Annotated in this window: 24 protein-coding genes; 11 read left to right on the top strand and 13 right to left on the bottom strand. The window is 75.2% G+C overall.

All coding sequences use genetic code 11. The features are described from left to right. Window positions 1-198 precede the first annotated feature (198 nt). Window positions 199-2,619 (top strand): molybdopterin cofactor-binding domain-containing protein, encoded by a 2,421-nt coding sequence (locus ACZ6NC_RS34235; protein WP_465737765.1) that lies wholly within the window; start codon window positions 199-201, stop codon window positions 2,617-2,619. Window positions 2,620-2,653: 34 nt separating this feature from the next. Then, complete coding sequence (locus tag ACZ6NC_RS34240; RefSeq protein ID WP_465737766.1) at window positions 2,654-3,115, top strand: (2Fe-2S)-binding protein; 462 nt, start codon at window positions 2,654-2,656, stop codon at window positions 3,113-3,115. 48 nt (window positions 3,116-3,163) lie between these two features. Here the strand turns inward: ACZ6NC_RS34240 and ACZ6NC_RS34245 are convergent, their stop codons facing one another. Then, complete coding sequence (locus ACZ6NC_RS34245; protein ID WP_465737767.1) at window positions 3,164-3,598, bottom strand: hypothetical protein; 435 nt, start codon at window positions 3,596-3,598, stop codon at window positions 3,164-3,166. 271 nt (window positions 3,599-3,869) lie between these two features. Between ACZ6NC_RS34245 and ACZ6NC_RS34250 the strand changes: the two genes are divergently transcribed. Beyond that, window positions 3,870-5,111, top strand: coding sequence for a hypothetical protein (locus ACZ6NC_RS34250; RefSeq protein WP_465737768.1), 1,242 nt, complete (start codon window positions 3,870-3,872; stop codon window positions 5,109-5,111). A gap of 114 nt (window positions 5,112-5,225) precedes the next feature. Here the strand turns inward: ACZ6NC_RS34250 and ACZ6NC_RS34255 are convergent, their stop codons facing one another. The 6 genes from ACZ6NC_RS34255 to ACZ6NC_RS34280 all read right to left on the bottom strand — a co-directional run bounded on the left by ACZ6NC_RS34255 (window position 5,226) and on the right by ACZ6NC_RS34280 (window position 13,593). Beyond that, a complete protein-coding gene (locus ACZ6NC_RS34255; protein WP_465737769.1) occupies window positions 5,226-5,822 on the bottom strand; it encodes a TIGR03086 family metal-binding protein in 597 nt (198 codons plus the stop codon). Window positions 5,823-5,962: 140 nt separating this feature from the next. Further along, a complete protein-coding gene (locus ACZ6NC_RS34260) occupies window positions 5,963-6,736 on the bottom strand; it encodes an SDR family NAD(P)-dependent oxidoreductase (RefSeq protein ID WP_465737801.1) in 774 nt (257 codons plus the stop codon). Window positions 6,737-6,937: 201 nt separating this feature from the next. Continuing rightward, the gene (locus tag ACZ6NC_RS34265; protein ID WP_465737770.1) at window positions 6,938-7,753 is read right to left on the bottom strand and encodes a transglycosylase family protein; all 816 of its coding nucleotides are present in this window, start codon (window positions 7,751-7,753) and stop codon (window positions 6,938-6,940) included. A 638-nt stretch (window positions 7,754-8,391) separates the two neighbouring features. Beyond that, window positions 8,392-9,060: a response regulator gene (locus ACZ6NC_RS34270; RefSeq protein ID WP_465737771.1), complete on the bottom strand. Its 669-nt coding sequence runs from the start codon at window positions 9,058-9,060 to the stop codon at window positions 8,392-8,394. Between the two features lie 80 nt (window positions 9,061-9,140). After that, window positions 9,141-10,874: a sensor histidine kinase gene (locus ACZ6NC_RS34275; protein ID WP_465737772.1), complete on the bottom strand. Its 1,734-nt coding sequence runs from the start codon at window positions 10,872-10,874 to the stop codon at window positions 9,141-9,143. A gap of 193 nt (window positions 10,875-11,067) precedes the next feature. Continuing rightward, window positions 11,068-13,593 (bottom strand): SpoIIE family protein phosphatase, encoded by a 2,526-nt coding sequence (locus tag ACZ6NC_RS34280; protein WP_465737773.1) that lies wholly within the window; start codon window positions 13,591-13,593, stop codon window positions 11,068-11,070. A 93-nt stretch (window positions 13,594-13,686) separates the two neighbouring features. Between ACZ6NC_RS34280 and ACZ6NC_RS34285 the strand changes: the two genes are divergently transcribed. The 3 genes from ACZ6NC_RS34285 (at window position 13,687) to ACZ6NC_RS34295 (ending at window position 16,308) form a co-directional block, all read left to right on the top strand. Beyond that, entirely contained in the window at window positions 13,687-14,052 is a 366-nt protein-coding gene (locus ACZ6NC_RS34285) for a DUF4326 domain-containing protein (RefSeq protein WP_465737774.1), read from the top strand. A 145-nt stretch (window positions 14,053-14,197) separates the two neighbouring features. Further along, window positions 14,198-15,505, top strand: coding sequence for an outer membrane protein assembly factor BamB family protein (locus ACZ6NC_RS34290; protein ID WP_465737775.1), 1,308 nt, complete (start codon window positions 14,198-14,200; stop codon window positions 15,503-15,505). A 167-nt stretch (window positions 15,506-15,672) separates the two neighbouring features. Next, a complete protein-coding gene (locus ACZ6NC_RS34295; protein ID WP_465737776.1) occupies window positions 15,673-16,308 on the top strand; it encodes a nucleoside/nucleotide kinase family protein in 636 nt (211 codons plus the stop codon). Here ACZ6NC_RS34295 and ACZ6NC_RS34300 read toward each other — a convergent pair. After that, window positions 16,256-17,110, bottom strand: coding sequence for a DNA-formamidopyrimidine glycosylase family protein (locus tag ACZ6NC_RS34300; protein WP_465737777.1), 855 nt, complete (start codon window positions 17,108-17,110; stop codon window positions 16,256-16,258). The genes ACZ6NC_RS34295 and ACZ6NC_RS34300 overlap by 53 nt on opposite strands. 85 nt (window positions 17,111-17,195) lie before the next feature. Continuing rightward, the gene (locus tag ACZ6NC_RS34305; RefSeq protein ID WP_465737778.1) at window positions 17,196-17,660 is read right to left on the bottom strand and encodes a universal stress protein; all 465 of its coding nucleotides are present in this window, start codon (window positions 17,658-17,660) and stop codon (window positions 17,196-17,198) included. 138 nt (window positions 17,661-17,798) lie between these two features. On the opposite strand from ACZ6NC_RS34305, the gene ACZ6NC_RS34310 reads away from it, so the two are divergent. Beyond that, window positions 17,799-18,206: a hypothetical protein gene (locus tag ACZ6NC_RS34310; protein ID WP_465737779.1), complete on the top strand. Its 408-nt coding sequence runs from the start codon at window positions 17,799-17,801 to the stop codon at window positions 18,204-18,206. 142 nt (window positions 18,207-18,348) lie between these two features. Here ACZ6NC_RS34310 and ACZ6NC_RS34315 read toward each other — a convergent pair whose 3' ends face one another. The 3 genes from ACZ6NC_RS34315 to ACZ6NC_RS34325 form a co-directional block, all read right to left on the bottom strand. Beyond that, complete coding sequence (locus tag ACZ6NC_RS34315; protein WP_465737780.1) at window positions 18,349-19,359, bottom strand: zinc metalloprotease; 1,011 nt, start codon at window positions 19,357-19,359, stop codon at window positions 18,349-18,351. Between the two features lie 297 nt (window positions 19,360-19,656). Then, a complete protein-coding gene (locus tag ACZ6NC_RS34320; protein WP_465737781.1) occupies window positions 19,657-20,328 on the bottom strand; it encodes an AAA family ATPase in 672 nt (223 codons plus the stop codon). 267 nt (window positions 20,329-20,595) lie between these two features. Continuing rightward, window positions 20,596-21,522, bottom strand: a complete 927-nt coding sequence (locus ACZ6NC_RS34325; RefSeq protein WP_465737782.1) for an LLM class F420-dependent oxidoreductase — start codon at window positions 21,520-21,522, stop codon at window positions 20,596-20,598. A 139-nt stretch (window positions 21,523-21,661) separates the two neighbouring features. Between ACZ6NC_RS34325 and ACZ6NC_RS34330 the strand changes: the two genes are divergently transcribed. Both ACZ6NC_RS34330 and ACZ6NC_RS34335 read left to right on the top strand, forming a co-directional pair. After that, a complete protein-coding gene (locus ACZ6NC_RS34330) occupies window positions 21,662-22,015 on the top strand; it encodes a DUF6401 family natural product biosynthesis protein (protein ID WP_465737783.1) in 354 nt (117 codons plus the stop codon). Between the two features lie 143 nt (window positions 22,016-22,158). Continuing rightward, window positions 22,159-22,968, top strand: a complete 810-nt coding sequence (locus tag ACZ6NC_RS34335; protein ID WP_465737784.1) for an alpha/beta hydrolase — start codon at window positions 22,159-22,161, stop codon at window positions 22,966-22,968. Window positions 22,969-22,983: 15 nt separating this feature from the next. Here the strand turns inward: ACZ6NC_RS34335 and ACZ6NC_RS34340 are convergent, their stop codons facing one another. After that, complete coding sequence (locus ACZ6NC_RS34340) at window positions 22,984-23,202, bottom strand: hypothetical protein (RefSeq protein WP_465737785.1); 219 nt, start codon at window positions 23,200-23,202, stop codon at window positions 22,984-22,986. A gap of 266 nt (window positions 23,203-23,468) precedes the next feature. On the opposite strand from ACZ6NC_RS34340, the gene ACZ6NC_RS34345 reads away from it, so the two are divergent. Then, window positions 23,469-23,963 carry a hypothetical protein gene (locus ACZ6NC_RS34345; protein ID WP_465737786.1) on the top strand — a complete coding sequence of 165 codons (495 nt, stop codon included), beginning with the start codon at window positions 23,469-23,471 and terminating at the stop codon, window positions 23,961-23,963. Window positions 23,964-24,246: 283 nt separating this feature from the next. Continuing rightward, window positions 24,247-24,861 (top strand): class F sortase, encoded by a 615-nt coding sequence (locus tag ACZ6NC_RS34350; protein WP_465737787.1) that lies wholly within the window; start codon window positions 24,247-24,249, stop codon window positions 24,859-24,861. The last annotated feature ends 119 nt before the right edge of the window (window positions 24,862-24,980 follow it).

Below are 24,980 nucleotides of genomic sequence, written 5' to 3' on the forward strand. Positions count from 1 at the left end.
CGGCAGCCGAGGATGGAACTCCCGTCCGAGCGCACGCTCTTCCCGCACGCCTTCCCACACGCCCTTCCCACCCGGGGCGGCGGTACCCGAACCGCCGCCCCCGCGCCCGGCACCGTCCGTATCCGCCCCATCCGACATGCGATCAGATGCCCCTTCCGGCCCGAAGTGCCCGTGTTGACCGGCCAGTAACCCCCTCCTATGCTCGTCGGCGTTCGCGATCCGGCAGCGGGGCCGGGGCCGCCCAGGCCCGCCCGGCCGGAGCCGTCACCGGCTCGAAGGGCTCCTCCCATCAGCACCTCCATCGCGCCCTCGGGCAGCACTCCCGACGCCCCTGCCCCGACCGGAAGCCCGGACCGGGAGACCCCCGCCGCCGAGGCCCCGGCCGCGACGGCCCCGGCCCCCGGCGGCCGCCGGCGCTTCCTCACCTACCTGCTCGCCGCCCCCACCCTCACCGTCGCCGCGCGGCTCGGCCTGGACGCCGCCGCGCCCGCCACCGCCCGGGCCGCCGTCCGGACCGCCGCCGAGGGCGCGTTCGCCGAACAGGCCGGCGCCGCGCCCCAGTTGCTCGGCCTTCCCGGCATCCCGGACATCCTCGACCTCGGCGACGCGCTGATCCTGGCCGGCCTGCCCACCTCCCACCTGCTGGTGCTGGAGGTCACCGCCGACGGACGCGCCGCCCTGCACCTCCCCCGCCTGGAGGTCGGCCAGGGCCTGACCACCACCATCGCCATGCTGGTCGCCGACGAGCTCGACGCCCGGCTCAGCGACGTCGACGTCCCGCTCTCCGACGGCCGCCCCGACCTGCTCTTCAACCAGCTCACCGGCGCCTCCAACTCGGTGCGCTCGCTGTACGATCCGGTCCGCGCCGCCGCCGCGGCCGCCCGCGCCCGGCTGGTCACCGCCGCCGCCCGCCGCTGGTCGCTGTCGGCCGACTCCCTGCGCACCGCCGACTCCGCCGTCCTCGCCCCCGACGGCCGCCGGGCCGGCTACGGCGAACTCGCCGCCGAGGCCGCCGGCATCGCCGTCCCGGCCGTGTCCGCCACGCCCAAGTCACCCGACCAGCAGCGCCTGGTGGGCCGGCCGACCGGCCGGATCGACGCCCGCGACATCGTCACCGGCCGCGCCAAGTACGCCGGCGACCTCGCCATCCCCGGCGCCGTGCCCTGCGTCGTCGCCCGCCCGACCACCATCAACGGCACCCTCAAGTCGCTGGACGCCTCCGCCGCCCGCACCATGCCGGGAGTCCTCGGCGTGGTCACCGTCCCGACCGGCGTCGCCGTGCTCGCCGAGACCTTCGACCAGGCGCTCAAGGCCCGCGACGCCCTGCACACCGCGTGGAACCCGGGCCCCGTCGCCGCGCTCTCCGACGCCGACATCCGCGCCCGGCTGCGCGCCGCCCACCTGCCGTTCCTCGTCCCGCCGCTGCTGACCCAGTACGTGGACGGCGAGTTCGACTTCGCCTTCGTCAACCACGCGCCGATGGAAGTGCTGACGGCCGTCGCCGACGTGCGCCCGAACCGCGCCGAGATCTGGTTCGCCTCGCAGACCCCGATCGTCGCCCAGCAGACCATCGCCGCCGATCTCGGCCTGCCGCAGGACGCCGTCACCGTCCATGTGGTGCGCGGCGGCGGCTCGTTCGGCCGCCGGCTGTTCTTCGACGCCGCGCTGGAGGCCGCACGGATCTCCAAGGCGGCCGGCCGCCCGGTCAAACTGATGTGGACCCGTAACGACGACATGCGCCACGGCCGGATGCGCCCCGCCAGCCACCACCGGATCCGCGCCACCTACGGACTCGGCCAGGTCATCAGCTACGAGCACCGGGCCGCCACCGTCCGGACCGACTTCCGGCACGGCCTCGGCGAGGCGCTCACCGCCGCCGGGTTCAACCTCTCGGTCGCCGGGATCAGCCTCGCCCAGGCGTTCTTCCTGCTCAGCGAGAAGAACCCCTACGACGTCGGGATCCCCACCCAGCTCCTCGCCGAAGTCCCCTTGGACATGCACACCGGCAGCTGGCGCTCGGTCTACTCCGGCACCGTCCGGGTCGCCGACGAGATCATGATGGACGAACTGGCCCGGCGCCTCGGCCGGGACCCGGTCGCCTTCCGCCGGGCCCGGGTGCGCGGCGCCGCCGGCCGGGCCGTGCTCGACAAGGTCGCCCAGGCCGGCCGCTGGGGCCGCGCGATGCCCGCCGGCCAGGCCCAGGGCATCGGCTACCACGACGAGAACGGCGGGCGCGCCGCCTACCTGGTCGAGCTGGACGCCACCGACCCGAAGCAGCCCCGCGTCACCAGGGCGGTGATCGCCGCCGACGTCGGTCTGGTGATCAACCCCCGTGGCCTGGAAGCCCAGTTGACCGGCGCGCTGATCGACGGCATCTCGGTCGTCCTCCAGGCCGGCAACCACATCGACCACGGCGCCGTCCGCGAGGGCAGCTACGCCGACTTCCGCTACGCCCGGCAGCGGCACAGCCCGCCGTCGGTCGAGATCCACCTCATGCCGCCGAGCGGACCGCCCGGCGGCGCGGGCGAGTTGGGCGTCCCCGCCGCCTCGGCGGCGGTCGCCAACGCGTACGCCCGCGCGACCGGCACCAGCCCGCGCTCCTTCCCGATCGACTTCTGATCCCCTCCCACCGACTCCCGAAGGGCGCACCCCCATGCCCAGCCACACCTTCGTCCTCAACGGGCAGCCGGTCACCGTCGAGGCCCCGGACGACATGCCGCTGCTCTGGGTGCTGCGCGACAAGCTCGGCGTCACCGGCCCCAAGTACGGCTGCGGGGTCGGCGTCTGCCGCGCCTGCACCAGCCATCTGGACGGCGAGGAGTTCCAGCCGTGCACGGTGGCGGTCAAGGACTGCGCCGGCCGCCGCGTCACCACCATCGAGGGGCTGGCCGACGGCGACACCCTGCACCCCGTCCAGGAGGCCTGGCTGGCCTGCGACGTCGCCCAGTGCGGCTTCTGCCAGCCCGGCCAGATCATGACCGCGGCCGCCCTGCTGCGCCGCACCCCGGCCCCGACCGACGCGGACATCGACCAGATCCAGAACATCTGCCGCTGCGGCACCTACCCCCGCATCCGCGAGGCGATCAAGCAGGCCGCCGCCCGTCAGGCGCCGTGACGCGGTCCGCCCCGCCCGGCGTGCGGGCGGGACGGGCTGCTCCGAGCCCTAGCACTGGCCGATGGCGCCGTTCTGCCAGGCGTAGTGGAAGTACCAGTTGCCGTCCGCGTAAGCGCCGTACACGTAGGCGGTTCCCACGTAGGTGGCGTTGTAGTTGTACGAGTAGGCGGCGTGGATCTTGTACCACACGTTGCCCTGGTTGTTGATGTTCTCGCCCCGCGTCCAGCAGTCGGGGGCGATCTTGTCGCCCCACCCGGCGTAGGAGCCCAGGTCGATGCTCCAGGGCTTGTAGGACGGCCAGGTCGACTGGGCCAGGGAGTACAGGCCCACGCCGTGACCGCTGGGGGTGTGGCTGCTGATGTAGTACCACCCGTCGGCGGACGCGTTGCCCGCCGACAGGCCGACGCCGCCGGCCGCCAGTGCCACCACGGCCGCCGTGGTCGCCCCGCGGCGCCCGATCCTGCGAAGGAGTCCCTTGCTCATGCCGATCTCCCCTGTCGTTCGTCGTCTCCCCGGGTGCCGCCGCCATGACTGCGGCGGCGGGGACAGCTGACCCGACCGCCTGCGGTGTTCGATACCGGCTGACAGGAACTGACAACAGCTGACATCGGGGACGACCGGCCCCGAACACGCCCTCCCCCATGAGGATCTGGCCGATCGCCGATCGCCGCCGTCACTCGTCGCTATGATCCGTACGCGACAAGCGAACAGCGTCACCGATGGATCTGACACGGTCTGACAACAGGGGGGCGTCATGGCGGATCGGGAGCCGCAAGCCGGGGAGAGAGAACAGGCACGGACAGCGGCGGAGAGCTTCGCCGCCGAGCTGTGCCGACTGCGCCGGGACGCGGGCCAGCCCTCGTTCCGGACCATGGCGAAGAAGGCCGGCTCGATCTCCCACACCACCCTGTACGAGGCGGCCTCCGGCTCACGCCTGCCGTCCTGGCCCACCACCAGGGCCTACGTCCAGGCCTGTGGCGGCGACGAGGCCGAGTGGCACCGCCGTTGGTCCGCCGCCACCGGCAGGGACCCGGCCCCCGGGACCCCTCCGGCGGCGCCCCCGCAGCCCACCCCGCCCGACCGGCCCGGCCGGCCCGCTGACGAGCCGTCGGCACCCCCGGCCACGGCACCCGCCGGACCGCCCGCGCGCGGCCGCCGGTTCTGGACCCACGCGGTCACCCTGCTGGTCGGCACGCTGGTCGGAGTCTGCTCCACCTTGGGCGTCCTCGCCTTCCACAGGCCCGTCGCCGCGGCCCCGCTTCCCCAGGACTGCCCGTCCGGCGACCCGGCGGCCGTCCAGCCCCCCGCCACGGACGCCGACCTGGCCGGCCCGCCGGCCGGCACACCCCGCCCGGCGACGGACCAGCCGGCCGCGACGGCGGACCCGGCCTGGGTGGGCCGCCCGGCCGCGGACCAGCAGGTGCTCGCCGGCACAGGTGTCGTCCTGCCGGTCCTCGCCCCGGTCGTCCGGGGGGACGCGCTGGTCGTGACGATGATGCTGACCAGCACCTGCCCCGGGAGCGTCACGGTCACGGACACCCGGGGCGACCTGTTCGAGACCGCGGGGGACGTGACGGACTCCAGGCGGCACCGGGTGCTGGTCTTCGCGGCCTTCGGCGTTCCCCCGCTGACGACGGCGGACTCCATCCACGTGACCTACCCGCACGCCAGCAAGTACCACGTCGCCGTGGACGAGTTCCGCGGGATCTCCGTCGCACGCGGCACCGCCCAGGCGCACGGCCCGTCCGGCGGGACCGCCTTCACCACCAGCACCACCCCCGCCACCTGTGCCCGCGGCGACCTCATGGTCGGCACGGCGGGCACCAACTCCGGCACCGCCCCCGAGTTCAGCACCGGATGGACCGCCCTCCCGACGCTGGCCCTCTCTTCCTACCGCCTCACCACCGCCTACCAGGTGGCGACGGCAGACGGGCCCTGCGCGGCGACGGGGCGGACCACCTCGCAGTGGGGAGCCGTCCTCACCGTCTTCCACTGACCGCACCGTCTTCCACCGACCGCACAGGCTTCCACCGACCGCAGCACCTTCCACTGACCACACCGTCCTCCACCGACGACACCGTCTTCCACCGACCACACGGGCGGGAACGGCTCAGGCCCTCCGCGGGTCACGCCCGAAGAACGCCGCCAGCCGGTCGTAGACCGGCGCGTCCTCGGGAACGGTCACCTCGGGGCCGAAAGCGCGGCCGTCGCCCTCGCTGCCGCGGTACTCGGGGCGCAGCGCGCCGCGGGCCCAGGCGAGCGAGGTGCGGGCCACGTCGTGGTCGAGGCCGGCCGTGGACTGGCCGGTGGCGCGGGCCAAGTCCCATCCGTGGACGGCGAATTCGGCGGTCTGCTGGTCCACCGGGAAGCGCGCGGGGACGACGCCGACGCCGGGGGCCTCGATGACGCCGCCGAGGTCCCCGGCGTTCCGCCAGGCAGCGACCAGCTTCTCGGCCCCGGCCTCGAAGGCGTGCAGCCAGTCGTCCTCGACCCGCTCGAAGGACTGCGTGAAGTCCGGGTCACTGCCGTTCGCCCGGACGGCGAACTGCCGGAGGTCCCAGAGGAGGTGGCTGATCAGATCGGCCACGTCCCAGGACCGGCAGGTCGTCGGATGTCCGGCCTGCTCGGCTCCGACGCCGTCGATCAGCCCGGCGGTCTGGGCAAGGGCCCGGGCGAGCAGGTCGATCGGGTCTTCCGCTGCGGTCATGGCGACACCTCTTCGGAGTTGGGACGTGTGCTCGGACCGGCCGATCGTAAACGCGACCACCGGCCACCGGCCCGGCGCAACACCGCGCCGGGCCGATCGTCGTGTCCCTCCGCCCGCCCCGCTCGCCCGCGCTCGGCGGGTCAGGCCGCGAACCCGCCGTCCACGGCGATCTCGGCGGCCGTGATGTAGCGGCCGTCCTCGCCCGCGAGGTGGGCGACGGTGGCGGCGACGTCGGCACCGCTGCCGTACGTGCCGAGCGCGGTCAGGCTCGCCTGGAACTCGGCCGACGGGCCGTCCGCCGGGTTCATGTCGGTGTCGATCGGCCCGGGGTGGATCACGTTGACGGTGATCCCGCGCGGGCCCAGCTCACGGGCCAGCGCCTTGGTGAGGCCGATCGTCGCGGCCTTGCTGGTCGCGTAGAGCGAGGCGCCGGGGAAGGCGACGCGCTTGGCGATACAGCTGCCGATGGTGACGACCCGGCCGCCCTCGGCCAGGTGGGCGGAGGCCGCCTGGGCGAAGAGGAACGGCGCCCGGACGTTGACCTCAAGCACCCGGTCCACGTCGTCCAACGCCAGCTCCTCGATCGGGCCGAGCACGCCGACGCCCGCGTTGTTGACCAGGATGTCGAGGCGGCCGAAGCGCTCGGCCACCGCCTCCACCACGTTCCGGACCTCCAGCGGGTCGGCGCTGTCCGCGCGGACCGCCCAGCCGCGCCGGCCCATTGCCGTGATCTTGGCCGCGACCGCCTCGGCCCGCTCGGCACTGCCCCGGTAGGTCAACGCGACGTCGGCGCCGTCCTCGGCCAGCCGCAGTGCGACCGCCTCCCCGATCCCCCGGCTGCCGCCGGTCACCAGGGCCACCTTTCCGTCGAGCTTCGCGGGCTCGGCCGTCGCCACGGTCGTCACAGCCGTCATCGTCGTCATATCGGTGGAACTCCTCGACTCGTTCTCGGACATGACTCGATCTTCGGCCCGTGGCGCTCGCGAGTCCGGCGGTATTCGGACGTCGCGTTCAACGTTCAACAATCACGGCCCGAGACACCTGGCGCACACGTCCGACGCGCCGGAGCGGCCGCCCCCCAGGGGACGGCCGCTCGGGACGGACGGGACGAGCCGTCAGAGGCTCAGGGTCTGACCCGGGAAGATGAGGTCCGGGTTGTCGCCGATCGCCTTGACGTTCTTGGCGTGCAGGGTCGCGGTGTCGGTGCCGAACTTGGCCGCGATGTCGCTCAGGGTGTCACCGCTCTTGACGGTGTAGCTGCCGCCGGCGGTGTTGGTGCCCGGGGCAGCCGGCTTGGCCGCGTCCTGCGACTTCCAGGACTGCGACTTCTGCGACTTGACGGTCGGCCGGGTCTGCTCGCCCTGGGCCGGCTTCGCCTGCGGGGTCTGCGCGGGCTTGGCCTGCTGCTGGGTCTTGGGTGCGGCGGCCTTCGGGGCCTCGGCCTTGGGTGCGGCAGCCTTGGGTGCGGCGGCCTTCGGGGCCTCGGCCTTGGCGGCCGGGGCCGAGGTGTCGACGGCCGCCGGGGCGCCGCCCTTGCTGAGGCCCGCCTTGGCCGAGCAGACCGGCCAGGCCCCGGGGCCCTGCGAGGCGAGGACCTTCTCGGCGACGGAGATCTGCTGCGCCTTGGTCGCCTGGTTGGCCTGCGACGCGTACGCGGTACCGCCGTACGCGGCCCAGGTGGACGGGGTGAACTGCAGTCCGCCGTAGAAGCCGTTGCCGGTGCTGATGCTCCAGTTGCCACCGCTCTCGCACTGGGCGACCACGTCCCAGGTGGAGGTGGGCGCGGCGGAGGCCGAGGTGGCCGTGACGAGGCCGGCCACCGGGAGGGCCGCGACGGCCCCGCCGACCAGCACCAGACGGGCACGGCTGCGGCGCCTGCCGGTGGTGGCGGTGTTGGTGGTGGCAGCGGCGGTCTCGTGACGGAAAGTCATGAAAGTCCTCTCGACAAGCCCCGGGCGGGCAGGCGGAACCAGACCCTTGGCAGGGCCATCGCGCTCACCTCACTCGACGGGCGGCCACGCACGTGTCGGACGTGCCGTGCCGCCCCGGTCACCCTCGCTCGCCGGCGGCCTGTTCGAGCCGGCCGTGTCGGCGGGCACCGCCCTCGCGCCGGGGGTCAGTCGGCGGGCTGTGCGTCGGGGGTGAACCCGGGTGGTGCTCGTTGCACCGCCAATGAAGCTACGGGCCCTCCCGGGCCGCCACAAGCAATTCTTGGACGCCGCAGGTCAGTTGACTGTTACCGGCGGTATCGATCATGAAACTCCATCCGAAATGACCAGGTTTGACCGCATTTTCAAGATCAAATGGTCAATTCCCGTGCCCGCGCTCACATCTGTCCATCCGTGAGGCCGCCCACACCGTCGACCTGGCGTGACGAACAGCCGACGCACCGTCACCGACCCCTCCGGAGTTCCCGGTTCCGCGCCGGCCCGCCGTGGCGTCGCCCACACTCGCCACTCTCCGTGGCCGCGCCGTGGCGCAACGCATGGTGCACGACCGGTCCGTATCCGACGCAACGGACGGCCTGCGCGGCCCCCCACCGCCCCCTGGCCCTACGCGCCGCGAGCGCTCAGGCCCCGCCGTCCAGCCCCGCGTCCCGCGCCAGCAGTGCCGCCTGTACCCGGTTGTCGCAGCCCAGCTTGGCCAGGATCCGGCTGACGTACGTCTTCACCGTCGCCTCGCTCATGTGGATCCGGGCGCCGGCGTCCGCGTTGGAGAGCCCCTCGCCCAGCAGCGCCAGCACGTCCCGCTCACGCGTGGTCAGCACCTCCAGGCGCCGCCGGGCCGCCGCGCCCCGGGCCGCGGCCGGGCCGACACCGCCGCCGGCCAGCGAGTCCACGATGTGCCGGGTGGCGGCGGGTGAGAGGAAGGCGTTGCCGGTGGCGGCGGCCCGGACGGCCTGGATCAGCTCGGCCGGCGCGGTGTCCTTGAGCAGGAATCCGGCGCCTCCCTCGGTCACGGCGCGCAGCACGTTGTCGCGCTCCCCGAAGGTGGTGAGGATCAGCGCCCGCGCGCCGGGCACCACCCGGCGCAGCTCGCCGAGCGCCGTGAGCCCGTCCATCACCGGCATCTGGATGTCCAGCAGGACGACGTCCACCCGGTGGGCCAGGGCGAGCTCCAGGGCCTGCCGGCCGTCGGAGGCCTCGGCGACCACGTCGATGTCGTCGGCGGAGGACAGGATCATCCTGATCCCGGCCCGGATGAGCGGCTCGTCGTCGGCGACGAGGACTCGGATCACTGCTGGTCATCCCCTCGGTGGGTGCGGGTGGCACTGCTCGGCACCATCCTCACACCTCCGGCCCCCGGCCCTTCCCCCGGTCAGGACTTCGCCGGGTAGTGCTGCTTGTCGACCAGGACGCCCTCCTTGAAGCAGAGCCGGACGATGTTGTCCTCGCCCCAGCCGGCGGACGCCTCCCCGGAGAGGAAGTAGCTGCAGGCAGAACCCGCCGGCGGGGTCGGGCCGGAACCTTTGTACTCCCTGGTGAAGAAGTCGTTGCCGACGGGCAGGCGCTTCTCCACCTCGGCCTGCGGTGTCCCGACCTCGATCGCGTCGTAGACCGACCGCTGCACGGTCGCCTCATCGGCGGCACGGACGAACGAGACCACACCCCAGACCAGCAGGCCCAGCACGGTGAGCAGGACGAGCCCCCCGCCGAGGGCGCAGCCGAGCGCGGGGCTGCGCCCTCGCCGCGCACCGGGCCCGCCCTCGACCGACGGCAGCGCGGCCGGCATCCACGCCTCCGCGCCCGTGCTCCCGGACGCGCCCCCGATGCCCCCGATGCCCCCGGGCGCGCCCGCCGCACCACCCGCCACTCCGTCCGCCGCCCCGCCCGTCCCCTCGTACGGCAGCACCGCGGCGAGCCGGAACCCCGCCTCGGGCGTCGGCCCGGCGTGCACCATGCCGCCGACCAGGCGGGCCCGTTCGCGCAGACCGGTCAGCCCCTGGCCGCCGCTGACCACGGCCGTGCCGCCGCCCGCCCGGACGCCGGCCGGCTCGGGCGCCCGCGGGTTGGCGACCTCCACCACCAGCGCGTCCGGCTCGTAGCGCAGCGCGACGGTGATGGGAGCGCCGGGCGCGTGCTTGTGCGCGTTGGTCAGCGCCTCCTGGACGATCCGGTAAGCGGCGTGGCCGACGTTGGCGGCGGGCGGGCGGCGCTCGCCCGCCTCGCTCAAGGAGACCGGCGTCCCGGCCGCCCGGGAGGACTCGACCAGCTTCCCGATCCCGTCCAGGCCGCCGGTGCGGCCGGTGCCGGGCGGCGCGGCGGCACCCGGCAGCTGCGGCGGGGCGGCCGACTCGTCGTGCAGCACGCCGACCACCTCGCGCAGCTCACGCATCGCGGCGACGGCGGCCAGCCGCAGCACGCCGACGGCCTCCCGCTGCCGTTCGGTGAGCGTGCGGTCCACCTCCAGGGCGCCGGAGTGGACGGAGATCAGGGCGAGCTGGTGGCCCAGGCTGTCGTGCATGTCCTGGGCGATCCGGTGCCGCTCCCGCAGCCGGGCCTGGTGCGCGACCATGGCACGCTCGCGCAGCAGCTGGTCGTTGCGCTCGCGCAGCGCGTCCAGCAGGGCCCGGCGCTGCGCCCGGTAGCGGCCCCAGAGCGCGGGCAGCACGGCGAGCAGCAGGAATCCGCCGAGCGAGAAGCCGATCATCAGCTTGACCGGGGCCGAGCCGGCGTCCTTCAGCACGCCCGTGGCCGTCATCAGGAGGAACCCGCCGGTGAACGAGCCGGCCAGCACGGCGACCCGCTTCACCCGGGCACCGGCCGACCAGCCGGCGCAGACCAGCAGCGGCAGCGGCCCGGCTCCCCAGCCGCTCGCGGTGGCGGTGAGCACCAGGACAGTCGCCGGCAGGCCGCGCCGGAGCAGGAAGAGCACGGCGGCGGCCGGCCCGGAGACCAGGCAGAGGCCGGGGTCGCTGCCGAGCTCGATCAGCACCCCCAGCGTGCCCAGCAGCAGCGCCCCGGCGGCCTCGCGCACCACCAGCCCGGGCCGCCAGGGCCCGGGAAACGCCGTCCGTACCGCCTTCGACCAGGCCTTTGCCAGTGCATCCACCCGTCGAGGCTAACGAAACCGCCGCACCGGGCGCCTTCACCCTTCGTCTCGATCCACCCCCGACGAAAGTCGCGCCCGTACCCCCGACGAAAGTCGCGCCCGTACCCCTGACGAAAGTCGCGGCCGCCTCCCCTGCCGCCCGGGCCCGGCCCACCCCCGCACGGGCCCGCACCCGCCCGGCCCGCCCCGCCACTCACCCGTAGGCGGTGAGCAGCAGCGCCACGTCGTCCACCCGGTGCGTCGAGCCGACCTCGTGCAGCAGCCGCTCCGCCAGCCGGTCCAGCCCCTCGTCCTCCGGGTCCGCCACACCGGTGGCGTGCGCGAGGGCGGCCCGCAGCCGGTCCACACCCTCGTCGATCCCCACTGCCGGGTCCTCGACCAGCCCGTCCGTGTAGAGGGCGAGCAGCGACCCCCGGTCCAGCCGCAGCTCGGTGACCGGGTACTCGGCCCGCTGGTCCACCCCGAGCAGCGGGCCGCCCGCGACGTACAGCGCCTCGGTGCGCCCGCCGGGGTGGCGCAGCACCGGCGGCAGGTGCCCGGCGCGGGCGATCAGGGCGCTGCCGTCGGAGGGCGTGAGCCGGACCAGGCAGCTGCTGGCGAGCAGCCCGGGGTCGAGGTCGAGCAGCAGCTGGTTGGTGCGGACGAGCACCTCGTCCGGCGGGTGGCCGCCGGTGGTGAAGGCCCGCACGGCGCTGCGGAGCTGGCCCATGGTGGCGGCGGCGCCCACGTTGTGGCCCTCGACGTCGCCGATGACCAGGGTGAGGTCGCGGCCGGTGACGATGGCGTCGTACCAGTCACCGCCGATCTCCATGCCCTGCGTACCGGGCAGGTAGCGGGCGGCGATCCGGATGCCCTCCATCCGCGGCAGCCGGTGCGGCAGCAGGGCCTGCTGGAGGCCGCGGGCCAGGGCGAACTCGGCGTCGTAGAGCCGGGCGCGCTCCAGCGCCTGGGCGATGAAGCCGCCGAGGCCGGTGAGCAGGCCGCGCTCCTCCACGGTGAAGGCGTGGGCCTCGTCGAAGCCGATGATGCAGCTGCCGACCGGGTGGCCGGAGGCGATCAGCGGCAGGAAGGCCCAGGCCCGCATCTCGTCCAGCGCGATGCCGGGGTAGGCGGCGGCGAGGTCGTGGACGGACTCGAAGAAGATCGGCGTACCCGTGCTGAGCGCCTCCGCGCCGGGCACCCGGGCGCCGATCGGGGTGCCCTCGAAGCGGTCGAGGAAGCCGTCCGGGTAGCCGCTCTGCGAGATCAGGTGCAGGCGCTTGTCACGGACGGCGTAGATGGCCAGCTCCTGGCCGCCGAAGGCCGGCAGGATCTCGTCCGCGACCGCCCGGCAGACCTCGCGGACGGTGACGGCCTCGGTGAGCGCGCTGGCGAGCTGGAGCAGGTGGTACATGCCGCCGACGCCGGTCCGGGCGCCCGGCAGGGGCTCGCTCGGCGGCTCGGCCGTGCCGGGCGGCGGTTCGGCGGCGACCACCCGGCCGGTGACGCCGTGCGCGTCCGGGTAGAGCGAGAAGGCGAACCAGTCGTCCGGCGGCCGGGCCGCCAGGAAGGCGGTGGGCTGCTGGGAGAGCATGGCGGCCCGGTAGCGGTTCTCGTACACCGGGTCGGAGAGCCAGGGCAGCGCCTCCCAGGGGTGGTGGCCGACCAGTTCCTCGCGGCGGGTGCGCAGCAGCAGCTCGACGCTGCGGTTGGCGTAGGTGATCCGGCCGTCCGGGTCGAGCGAGAAGACACCATCGCGGAGCCGTTCGACGGCGGCCGCGGCGGCGGTACCGGTCCGGGTGTCGAGGACGGCGCCGACCAGGTGGGTGCGCACGCCCGGGTCGCCGCCCTCGGGGACCCGGCCCCAGAGCTCGACGGGGAACGGGCGGCCCTGCTGGTCCAGCACCCGGACCCGGGCGGCCAGCATCCGGCCGCGGTCGAGCGCCGTGCGGGCGGCGGCCCGGAACTCGGGCAGGTCACTGGGGGCGATCCGGGTGGTCAGGGTGGCCGCGCGGCCGTCGAACTCGGCGGGGTCGAGGCCGAAGATCTCACAGAACTGGTCGTCGACGGAGAGCGCCCCGGTGGCCACGTTCCAGTCGAACAGCCCCACCCGGGTGCTGGGCGGCGTGGGCGGCACCAGCTCGACCACGGCGGTGTCGCCGTTCGGCTCGACCGGGTGCCCGTCCGCCTCCAGCGCCGCCAACCCGGCCGCCAGCCGGTTGGCCACCGACCGCAGGTGCCGGCGCGCGCCCTCGGGCACCCCTTCGTCGGAGGCCGCCCAGAGCACGTTGATCACCCCGTACCGCTCCTCGCCCGCGGTGACCGGCACGCAGGCGGAGGCGAAGTCGTACGGCATGCCGACGGCGAGCTGCGGGAAGCGCCGCATCATGTCCTCGGTGTCGGCCAGCGTGATCGTCCGCCCGGTGCGGTAGCTGACCGCCGCCGGCATCGGCCCCGCCGCGGCCACCCGGCGGAACGCGCTGATGATCGAAAGCGGCACGCCCGCGATCGTGCAGAGCACCAGCGAGCGCCGGTCCCGCGAGCGCAGGTAGACCATGCCGCCGTAGGCGTCGGTGGTGGCGATCGCCTTGCGGACGGCGGTGGCCAGCAGGGCGTCCCGCTCGTGGGCCGCCCTGGCCGCGGCATCGCTCTCCCGGCGGCGGTGCGGGTCGGGCCGCGCCGCCCGGGTACCGCCGGTCGCGTGCGGACCGGCCCGGTCCGCCGGCATCCCCTGGGGCATTCTCTCTTGCTACGCCCGGGTCAAGAGACTGTCAAGGCGAGCCCGGCCCCGCCCGGCGTGCCCGCCGCCTCCGGCTGCGCCAGCATGGTCGCCATGGCGCGCACCGACCAGGGCAAGGCCGGCCCGACCGGCCGGACCGGCCCGACCACCGTGGTCAACCTCAAGGGCCACCGCGACGACCCCGCGTACGCCGACGTCGTCTACGTCGGCCGCGCCGTGCACCGCGGCGGCTGGCACCTCCCCGAGCACCCCCTGCACTGCCCCTACCGCCCCGGCCCGGACCTCACCCGCGAGCGGATGCTCACCCGGTACCGCGCCTACCTCCTGGCCCGCCCTGACCTGCTCGCCCTCGTCCCTGCCCTCCGCGGCCACCGCCTCGGCTGCTGGTGCGTCCCCCTCCCCTGCCACGCGCAGGTCCTCGCCGACCTCGCCGACCACGGTCCGGGCGGCGAGGCCTGAGGTTCAGAGCGGCGATGCCCGGGCGCCTGCGAACGATTCCGGGCTGCTTCGATATCCTCGCTCGGACAGCGCAGCGCAGCGGCTGCCCCGGGGGAGACGAGTACCGAAGATGCAGCCGGCAGCGTCCGACCGTTCCGCAGCGCGTGTGCCCGAGCAGCCCGACGGGGCGGGTCGCGCGGGCGGGGCGTCGTGGCAGTGGGACGGCGAGGGCGGCGAGGCGGCGCAGGCGCCGGGGGACGTGGTGAGCGGGGGCGCCGGGGAGGACGGCGGGCCCCGGCTGAGCCGGCGGCAGCTGCTGACCGGGGCCGGGGTGTTGGCGGCGGGCGGGGCGGTCTGGGCGTTCGCCCGGTCCGGCGGCGGGGCCGGCCCGGTGCCGCCCAAGCCGCGGCCGACCCGGCTGGCCGGGCCGGAGCCGCTCTGGACGTACCGGGGCCCGGAGGCGATGACGCCCGAGCGGCTGAGCGACCGCCCCGGCCGGCCGGTCTTCGTCTCCCGCTCCGGGCTCCAGGTGCTCGACCCCGCCACCGGCACCCCGCTGCGCACTCTGGACTTCCCCGTGCCCAAGACGGACTGGCCGAGCGACGTGGAACTGTCGAACGCCCGCGTCGCCATCGGCGGCGACCGGGTGTACACCGTCTCGAACGGCCATGTCGACAGCCGCCACCTCACCGACCCGGCCTCGGAGTGGAGCCTGCCGCTGCCCGAGGAGCTGGGCACCAGCATCACGCTGTTCGGCTGCGATGGTGACCTCGTCTACGGGCGGGCCACGCCCCGGCCGTTCGACTCCGCGGACAACCTGTTCGCCGTGCGCTACCGGGACACGGCCGTGCGCTGGGCCCGTCCGTCCGTCGGCGGCGAGCGGCCGTTCACCCCGCTCACCTCGGCCAGCGGCCGCGTCCCCGTCGTCGACAGCTCGGTCGGCGGCAACCACCTGGCCCTGCTGGAGACCGCCACCGGCAGGCGGCTCTGGGAGGTGCCCGTCGAGGTGACCCTGGGCTGGGCCGTCGCCGACGGCGAGCACGTCTACGCACCCGCGAACTCGGCCGGGGTCCGGGCGCTGCGGCTGGCCGACGGCACCCCGCACTGGTCGGTCGTGCCCGGGCCGTCCGAGGAGTGGCGCTGTCTGCCGCCGGTCGGCGACGGCACCCGGGTCTACCTGCCCCGCGACGACGGCCTGGTCACCGCGCACGCCGTCGCCACCGGGGCCGAACTCTGGTCGCACCGGCTGCCGTTCCGGCTCGACCGCCGCAGCCGCCTGCTTCTGGCCGGGCCGACCCTCTTCGTGCCGGGCCCGGCCGCCGCCGGCGTCTGCGCGCTCGACACGGCCACCGGCGAGGAGCGCTGGACGTTCCGCGACTCCGGCCCCGGCGTCGACGTCTGGTCGCTCTCCAACGATTCCGGCCACCTCTACGCCGGCCACGACGACGTCCTGCACGCCCTGCCCCTCCCCTGACCCGGCACCACCGACCCGGGCACCACCGACCCTGGCAGCACCCGCCCCGGGCACCACCGACCCGGGCACCACCGACCCTGGCAGCACCCGCCCCGGGCACCACCGACCCCAGGCGCAGCCCGACCCCGGCGCAGCCGCGCCGCTCGGCGTCCGGGCAAGATGGGCGGGTGCAGGTACACCCGATCTCGCCCGACCGGCTCGCCGAACTCCTCGCCGACCGCATCACCGCACTCCCCGGGGCCGGGGAGCGGTGGCTGCGGGTGGCGGTGGACGGCGCCACGGCCGCCCGGCCCGGCGCGCTGGCGGACGCCCTGGTGGAGCCGCTGCGGCTGCGCGGGCGCCAAGCGCTGCGGGTGTCGGCGGCGGGCTTCCTCCGGCCCGCCTCGGTGCGGCTGGAATACGGCAAGCAGGACGCGGACGCCTTCCACGACCTCTGGCTGGACGACGGCGCGCTGCTGCGCGAGGTGCTGGACCCGCTGGAGCCCGGCGGCAGCGGCCGCGTCCTGCCCTCGCTGCGCGACCCGGTGACGGACCGGTCGACCCGCGCCCCGTACACCGAACTGCCGCCCGGAGGCGTCCTGTTGCTGGACGGCGCGCTGCTGCTCGGCCGCTGGCTGCCGCTGGAGCTGACCGTTCACCTGGCGCTCTCCCCGGCCGCGCTGGCCCGCCGGACCCCTCCCGAGGAGCAGTGGACGCTGCCCGCCTTCGCCCGCTACGAGGCCGAGACCGTCCCGGCCGACCTCGCCGACCTCACCGTCCGGGTCGACGACCCCCGCCACCCGGCCCTGGTCGAGCGCCGGTAGGCCGGGCCTCGGGGGCCGGGCCGCGCTGGCAGTACGGGCACCAGAACGCCACCCGCTCCTGCGGCGGCGTTCCCTGAGTGGCCGTCAGCACCTGTGTGCCGCAACGCGGGCAGGGATGCCCGGCACGGCCGTAGACCCAGTGCTGGTGGCCGCGCCGGGTGTCGCCGGTGGTGATGTGGCCGGCGCGCAGCCTGTTGGCGTCGAGGAGCTGTCGGGCCCGCTCCACCAGCCGTTCGGGGCGGGCCAGTTCGCCGACCGGGGTCCACGGGGTGACGCCGGCGAGGAAGCAGAGTTCGTTGGCGTAGACGTTGCCGATGCCGGCCAGGTTGCGCTGGTCGAGGAGGGCTTCGGCGACGGGCCGGCCGGGGTGGGCGAGGAGCCGGCGGACGGCCTCGGCCGGATCCCAGTCGGGGCCGAGCAGGTCGGGCCCGAGGTGGCCGACGGCGCGCTGCTCGTCGGCGGTGCGCAGCAGTTCGACGACGGGCAGCCGGTAGCCGACCGCGGTGCCCCGCTCGGTGCCGAGGACGGCGCGGATCTGCCAGGCGGGCCCGCCGGCCCAGCGTTCGCCGGGGCGGTAGACCTCCCAGCGGCCGTCCATCCGCAGGTGGGTGTGGAGGGTGAGCCCGCCTTCGAGGCGGGTGAGCAGGTGTTTGCCGCGCGGGGCGACCCCCAGGACCCGCCGTCCGGCGAGGCCGGCGGTGGCGTGCGCGGGCACCCGCAGATCGGCGGCGGTCAGCACCTGGCCGGCGAGGGCGTCGTGCAGCCGGGCCGCCGCACGGTAGACGGAGTCACCTTCTGGCATGTCTCCATCCTGCCCTCCGTCCGGGCTCCGCGCGGCGCCGCGGTCAGCCGGACGAGGGACCGCCGCAGTCTCCCCCTGGGGGGGGTCAGCCGGCCGCCGCCGGCTTGTGCTGGTCACGGACCACGACGACCGGGCAGGGGGCGTGCTCGGTGAGGTGCCGGCTGACCGAGCCGAGCAGGGCGCCGGAGAACCCGCCGAGGCCGCGACTGCCGACGACGACCAGCGCGGCGCCGTCGGCCGCCTCCAGCAGGGCCTTGGCGGCGTTGCCGGGCAGCACGGACTCGGTGATCCGGACCCCGGGGTCGTCGCCGACGACCTTGGTGACCGTCTGGGAGAGGGTCCGTCCGGCGAGCTCCTCGGGGTTGAACCCCTCGGCCGGGGGCACGCTCGGCCCGGCCCAGCCGTAGAACGCGGGGTACTCCCAGGCCGCGATCGCGTTGACGTCGGCGACGGCCAGCCGGGCGTAGTCCACGGCCCAGCGCAGCGCCTGCTCCGAGGCGGGCGAGCCGTCCACGCCGACGACGATCCGGGGGTTGGCTCTGTTGGCCATGCCGCTGCTCCTTGTTCGACCGCTACCTCGGCTTCACCAGCCTCTGACTCCCCAAACATAGATCAAAAGGGACATTCCGCCACCGATTGCCACACCGGAGGCGTCGAACACTTTCGAACCCTGTGCCATCCTGGTCGGATGGCGAGGAACAGGCCGAAGAAGCCGCATCTCACCGGCGGTTTCACCGAGACCCTGGCGGGACGGGAGCTACCGGCGGAGGACGAGTCGCCCGCGTTCGTTCCGTCGCCGGTCGCCGACCGCGGCTTCACCGACGCGACCGGCTGCCGATGGACGCTGACCCGGGGCCCGCTGGACCCGCGCCGGGCCAAACGGCTGGCCGTGAGCGCCGACCTGATGTCCATGGGCAGCGCCTACGACTACGGGCAGGAGCGCTGGTTCCCGGCTTTCCTCCGCGAGGCCGACCGGCCGACCGCCTGGCTGGAGGTCAGAAGCCGCTACGACGTCGCCGAGCTACTGTCCTACCTGGCCTACGAGTTCACCGGCGAGGACGGCCGGACCCTGCTCTACATCGAGACGTTCTGCTGAACCCGTTCCGTTGAGCCCGTTCCGTTGAGCCCGTTCCGTTGAGCCCGTTCCGTTGAGCCCGTTCCGGGACCGGGACTGGTACTGGCGGATGCGCGGGCCCCATCACCCACGCACCCGCCAGGGTTTCGGTCGGCCGAGGCCGTCAGGCCCGGTAGGCGGCCCAGGAGTTGGACATCCTGGCGACCTGGCCGGAAGTGAACTGCGTCATGCAGGAGTCGTAGGTGTAGTCCATGAAGTTGTGGATCGGGTCGACGCCGGTCGCGGTGCAGGTGTCGCGGCCCGCGGGGCACTGGAACGCGGCGCTCTTCTCGGCCGGGGTGTCGGAGACGTAGTCGCCCTGGCCGCTGCAGCCGCCCTGGAAGGTGTGGTAGAGCCCGAGCCAGTGGCCGACCTCGTGGGTGGCGGTGTCGCCCTCGTTGTAGTTGGCGGCCGAGCCGCCGGGGAACGAGGAGTCGAGGATGACGACGCCGTCGTCGCTCGGGTTGGACCTGTAGGAGCTGGGGAACGTCGCCCAGCCGAGCAGCGACTGGCCGAGCTTGGCGGTGTAGAGGTTGAGGGCGTTGGCGCCGCCCTTGCGCAGCGAGCTCTTCATCGACTTCTCGGCCGAGGAGCCCGGGGTGACGCCGTTGTACCAGGTCGCGTTGTCGGTGTAGTCGGTGCCGACCAGCTGGAACTGGAACTGGCTGGGAGTGTTGCCGGCGCCCTGGCCGCTGTAGGCGGCATTGAGGACGGAGATCTGCTTTCCGATGTCCGTCGAGGAGAGCTTGCCCGTCGACCCGGAGTGGATGACGTGCACGTACACCGGGATGGTGGTGGCAGCGGCCAGCGTGCCGGGGGCGAGCAGCGCGCTGCCCTGGGAGGACTGCGCCAGCTTGGCGACGCGGGCCTGCAGGTCCGCGTCCATGGCCTTGGCCTGGGCCTCGGTGACGGCGTTGGGCTCCTGGCCGGCGGTGCTGCCGGCGGGCTTGCGGGCGCCCGCATCCTGGCTCGCCGCGGTGTCCCCGCCGACGCACTGGGCGGCCGGGGCCTGGGCGGTGGCGGTGGAGAACGAGGCGGGCGCGGCGAACTGGGTGAGCCCGAGGGCGGCGACGAGGGCGGCGGCGCTGAGGAATCTGCGGGGAAGACGCGACGGGACGCGGGCAGAACGAGGCATCTGCGCTCCTGAGGGGGAGTTGTGGGGGGGCGGCCGCTTGGGGGAGCCGCCGAGCCAAGGCTACGCAGGGCCGCGTGTACGCGTCAGATGTCTTCCGGCCTGAAAGTTCTGACGGCAAATCGGACATAACCCGAAAGCCTGATCGACCGACACCGGTGACAGGTGGAGCATTTCCCGTGTCGAGCGATTGCAGCAATGCCCCCGGGTTGTCCGAAAATTGACACCCCGTCCGCCCCGGAGAGCCCCGGAAGGCCACCCGGACGGGTCGGCGGGCGGCCCCGCACCGCCTCGCCGAGACTACGACGCCACGAAGACGATCTCCCGCAGGGCACGCGCACCGGCCCGGTCGAGTACCACGGCCGACGCACAACCGGCCGGTGGCTCCCCCGTCCCCGCCAGCCTGCGGCGCAGCCGCCGGGCGGACTCCCGGTGCCGCGCGAAGGCGTACGCGGAGACGTGCTGGCCGCGGGCGTGCTGGCCGTCGCGGGCCTCACCGGCGCTGGCGTCCAGCAGGATCAGGTGCACCCGCCGCCCCTGCCGGGCCGCCGCCCGGACCAGCCAACGCCGCACCCAGGGCAGCGCCCCGCAGTCGTGCACCGCGAGCGGGCCGCCGCCGAGCACCGCGCGGCGCAGCCGCCGGTAGTGCGCGGCCCGGACCAGCGGGCGGTAGACGAAGTACGGCAGCCAGCCGGGCAGCCGGGCCGCGTACTCCTCCCGCACCTGCTGGGAGTCGACCAGGCCGGCCGTGATGCACCGCCGCATCAGGGTGCTCTTGCCGCTGCCGGGTAGGCCGGAGACGACCAGCAGGTCGTCGGCCCGGTAGTGCAGCGCGGCCGGCGCGGGGCCGGCCGACGCCTGACCCGGGCGGTCCTGCCGCAGGTCGTGCAGTCCGCGCGGGCGCAGCACCGGCCCGGCCGGCCCGCTCGGGCCGGCCGCCCGCACGGCGGCGGCGTTGCCTGCCCTCGGCACGGGCACCCGGGCCCCGGACAGTCCCGTTCCCGGGGGGCTCGCCCCCGGCGCCGTCGTCTCCACCACCGGCACTCCCCCTGACTCCCCCGGCTTCCGCCTCTCGAAGGAGCCTTCCCTCCTCCAAGAGGAAGTAAAGACTAGTGGTCAGCGCCGGTCCGGCCGAGCGCCTTCACCGTCCGCTCACAGCACCGCACCCCCGCCGCCCCGGACGGCGACCGGGGTGACGGCGGTGCGGCGGCAGTACCGGTGCGCCGGTGGTGCGGGCGCTCAGCCCAGCTGCGGAGCGACGCGAGAGGCGATCAGCTCCAGGTGGTCCAGGTCGTCCAGGTCGAGGATCTGCAGGTAGACACGCTCGGTGCCGACGGCGGCGTAGCGGCCGAGCTTCGCCACCACCTCGTCCGGGGTACCGGCCAGGCCGTTGGCCTTCAGCTCGTCCACCTCGCGGCCGATCGCGGCGGCCCGACGCGCCACCTCGGCGTCGTCGCGGCCCACACAGGCGACCAGGGCGTTGGAGTACACCAGGTCGTCGGCCCGACGGCCGGCCTGCTCGACGGCGGCGCGGACCCGGCCGAACTGGGCGGCGCTCTCCTCGACCGACGTGAACGGCATGTTGAACTCGTCGGCGAAGCGGGCGGCCAGCGCCGGAGTGCGGGTCGGGCCCGTGCCGCCGACCAGGACGGGGATCTTCTCCTGGGCGGGCTTGGGCAGCGCCGGCGAGTCCGCCAGCCGGTAGTACTCCCCGGCGAAGTCGAAGGTGTCGCCGAGCTTGGTGTTCCAGAGGCCGGTGACGATCGCCAGCTGCTCCTCCAGCCGCCCGAACCTCTCCTTCGGAAAGGGGATGCCGTAGGCGGCGTGCTCCGCCTCGTACCAGCCGGCGCCGAGGCCGAACTCGACCCGGCCGCCGCTCATCGCGTCGACCTGGGCGACCTGGATGGCGAGCACGCCGGGCAGCCGGAAGGTCGCGGCGGTCATCAGGGTGCCGAGCCGGATGGTGCTGGTGTCACGGGCCAGGCCGGCCAGGGTGATCCAGGCGTCGGTGGGGCCGGGCAGGCCGCTGACGCCGCCCATCTTCAGATAGTGGTCGGAGCGGAAGAAGGCGCTGAAGGTGCCGAGCTCCTCCGCGGTCCGGGCGACGCGCAGGAGCGTGTCGTAGCTCGCGCCCTGCTGGGGTTCGGTGAAGATTCGAAGATCCATACGGGCCATTCTGGTACAGAGCACCCCGCGCTCCCGGCGTTTCGCCGAATGCGCCGGGCGTCCGACGACAGGCCCCGGGGTGGCAAAGGTCTCAGCCGGACCGGCCCGGACGGCCGACCGGCTCGCCTACCGTGGACGGATGTTCGCCACGCCCGACGAGTCCCACCGGGGCTCCTCCGACCAGCCGGCCGGCTGCCCCCTGCCCGGGATCGTCGCCGCCTTCAGGCCGCGGCTCGCCGAGTTCGCGGTCGCGCCCGGCTTCGTCGCGGCGGTCGACCAGCACGCCGCGCAGATCCGCGAGCTGCTGCACGCGCAGGGGCCGGAGCTGCTGCCCCGGCCGCTGGACCGGGCGGAACTGTCGGCCTACGCACTCGGCCTCCTGGACGCGCTCGCCGAGACCGGCCGGCTGGAGCCGGTGGGGTACGACTACGCGGTGCAGCGGCTGACCGCGATCTGCTGGCTGGTCCGCGAACAGGGCCTGCTGACGTCCTGACCGGCCACGGCTGGGCCTGATGGGCGCTGCCGCACGGGTCGCCGGTGTCCCCCTCGGCGCCGTCCGGCCACCCTGCCGCCCGCCCGCCGTCGGCGCGTACAGTGGCGGTCCACGGAACGGACAGCGGGGCGGGGCGGTACAGGGTGAGCGGGAACGACGCATCGGGCACGGCCGGACCGGGCCGCGCGAGCAGCACCGGCGGACACCGCGCGCTGGTCTGGCGCGAACTGCCGGACCGGCCGGCAGCCGCGGTGCTGGTGCTGCACGGCGGTGAGGAGCACAGCCTCTCCCGGCCCGGCCCGCTCAACCTGCCCGGCCTGCGGATGTACGGCTTCCTCCGCGCGCTGCGCCTCGAAACGGCGGGCGCGGGGGTGGCGATCGGCACCGTCCGCTACCGCCACCGGGGCTGGAACGGCGAGCGCGCCGACGCCGCCCGGGACACCGGCGCCGCGCTCGGCGACCTCGCCGAGGAGCTGGGCCGTGTACCGACCGTCCTGGTCGGCCACTCGATGGGCGGCCGGGCGGCCCTGCGCGCGGCCGGGCACCCGAACGTCACCGGCGTCGTCGCCCTCGCCCCCTGGTGCCCGCCCGAGGACCCGTGCGAGCAGCTCGCCGGCCGGGACGTCCTGATGCTGCACGGCGACCGGGACAGGGTCACCTCCCCCGCCGAGACCCTCCGCTTCGCCGCCCGCGGGCGGGAGGCCGGCGCCCGGGTCTGCGGCTACACCGTGACCGGCAGCGGCCACGCCCTGCTCCAGCGGATCGGCGACTGGCACCGCGCCACCGCCCGCCTCGGTGCCGGCCTCCTCGGCCTGCGTGACCTCCCCGCCGAGGTCACCGCCGCTCTCGCCCTGCCCGCCGACTCCGCCGACGCGCTCACCCTCCCCCTCCCCGCCCACCCCCGCACCGCACCGCCGCGCCGCACCGCGCCGGCCCTGCCGACGGACGCCTGAGCCCGGGGAAGCGCGTCACCGCCACCCGCCGACGCCCCTGCGCGCCAGCAGCCCCCGCACGTGCGCGTCCACCTGGTCGCGGTCGTAGCCGCGCCGCTGAATCGTGAACACGGGCGGGCCGGCCGGCCCGCCCCCGGCCGCCAGGGCCGCGAGACAGCTGTCGACCTCTGCGCGGTCATAGCCCCGCCGCACCACGTCGAAGCCTCGAAAATCGGACGGTTCCGTTGTTGTCACCACTGAGCCGCTCCCTCCCCTGTCGCAGACCGGATGCCTGCGCCGGCACCCCACCGTAGTGACTCCCCACCGGAGCGCGACGCCCACGCCCGCGCGTCGGGGGCGCGTACGTCCGCCGGTCCCGTCGCGCCCGCGCCACCGTTACAGAGCCGATGGGCGGCCGTGACACGACCGGCCGGGGACCGCGACACGGCGCTCCTAGCGTCACTGACGACACCCCGGCCGAACCCGGCCGGGCGCGCGTCACGACGAAGGAGACACCCCGTATGACCAGGAGCCGTACCAACCGCTCGACCGCCCGCCGGGGCCTGGCGGTCTGCGCCCTCACCGGCGCCGCCCTGCTGACCGCCGTCACCGGCGGAACGGCCTGGGCGGACGGGGGCAGCGGGAAGGCCGCCCCCTCCGCGGCCCCCGCGACCGCCACCCCCGCCGCCCCGAGCGCCGCGAGCGCCCCGGCCGTCGAGGGCGCCAAGTCGCCCGGCGCCGTCCCGCAGCCGGCGGCCCCGCGCTCCCCCGGCGCCCCCGCCGTCGCCGGGGCCGGCTCCGGCACCGCCCCCTCCGCGGCGCCCGTGCCGCAGACCCCCGGCGGCACCGCGCCGCAGGTCCGCGACGTGCCCAAGGGCGCGGCCCAGGCCGGCGACGGCTCCGGCTCCGCCGGTGACTCCGGCCTCATGCTCGTCGGCGGTGGCACCGTGGCCGCCCTCGGGGCCGGGGCGCTGGGCTACGCCGTCCTGCGCCGCCGCTCCGGTGCGCGCGGCTGACACCGGTTCCGGGCCCTCCGGGCACCCCGCCGCCCCGCCCCCGTACGGTCACGTACCGGGGTGGGGCGGCGGGCCCCTGCCGGACGACGGAAGACCCGGAACCGGCGAAGCGGCGGACCGTACGGAGCCGGCGAACGGGGCGGACCGTGGCGGCCACCGGGCCGGGCGCTCGGCCGACCGCCGCGGGAGGCGCACCGGAGCCCATCGCGGCCGCCGGGACACCGGCCCCGGCGCGGACGGGCTGCGCCGGACCGCCTTCGGCGCGGCCGGCCTGCTCTGCCTGGTGCTCGGCGCCACCGTGGCACTGTCGGGCCAGCGCACCCCGGTGGTGCGCGTGGAACCCTCCGTGCACAACGCCGCCGACCCCCCGCCCGCGGCGTCCGCGCCGAACACCGGTACGGCCGCTCCCACCACGCCCGCCACCGCCCCACGCCCCTTCGCCGCCTCGGCGCCGACCAGGCTCCTCGTCCCGGCCGCCGGCGTGGACGCCCCGGTCACCGGACTCGGCCTGAACGCCGACGGCACCGTCGAGGTCCCGGCCGCCGACCGGGCCGGTGAAGTCGGCTGGTACCGCAACGGACCGACCCCCGGCGAGACCGGCCCGGCCGTCCTGATCGGGCACTACGACACCGCGCACGGCCCGGCCGTCTTCCACTCGCTGCCGAAGCTCCGGCCGGGCGACGCCATCCAGGTCCAGCGGGCCGACGGCAGCACGGTCGAGTTCCGCGTCCGCACGCTGCTCCAGGCCCCGAAGGACCGGTTCCCGACCGAGACGGTCTACGGCGACACCCCGGCGCCCGAGCTCCACTTGATCACCTGCGGCGGCCGGATTGGCGCGGACGGCCACTGGACCGACAACATCATCATCCTGGCGGACCTGGCCACCAAGGCGGGGTGAGCCGGCCCGGGGGGGGGGGGGGGGGGGGGGGGGGGGGGGGGGGGGGGGGGGGGGGGGGGGGGGGGGAGGGGTGGGGGGGGGGGGGGGGGGTGGGGGGGGGGGGGGGGGGGGGGGGGAGG

It is taken from the genome of Kitasatospora sp. NPDC041988 (assembly GCF_055588525.1).